General features: G+C 60.0%; 1 pseudogene. It reads left to right on the forward strand.

From position 1 onward, the window contains the following. A pseudogene (locus EN824_RS35750) lies at positions 1-290 on the forward strand (hypothetical protein); the annotation flags it as partial.

Consider the following 290-nt stretch of genomic DNA (forward strand, 5'->3'; position numbering starts at 1 on the left):
CGCAGATTGAGACAAAGCTCGGAATTGTGTCTGTCGAAAAGCTCCAAAATCTACAGGAGCTCGTCGACACATCCAACGTCGCAAAGAAGGCCGCAGAAGCCGCCGCTGAAGCGTTCCGAAGCGAGCCGGGTCAGCTGCCGGGCACTGGTGGAGAGGAGTGGAAGACGCTGTTCGAGGCAGCTCGCGAATTCGCAGCGATCGCCCACGCTGGTCACGAAATTTCCGCGCTCCCCGGGGGAGCGCAGTGCCCTCTCTGTCAGAACGATCTAGGCGAAGAAGGTGCAAGCAGG

The sequence above is a fragment of the Mesorhizobium sp. M8A.F.Ca.ET.181.01.1.1 genome, assembly GCF_004792025.1.
Classification (GTDB): domain Bacteria; phylum Pseudomonadota; class Alphaproteobacteria; order Rhizobiales; family Rhizobiaceae; genus Mesorhizobium.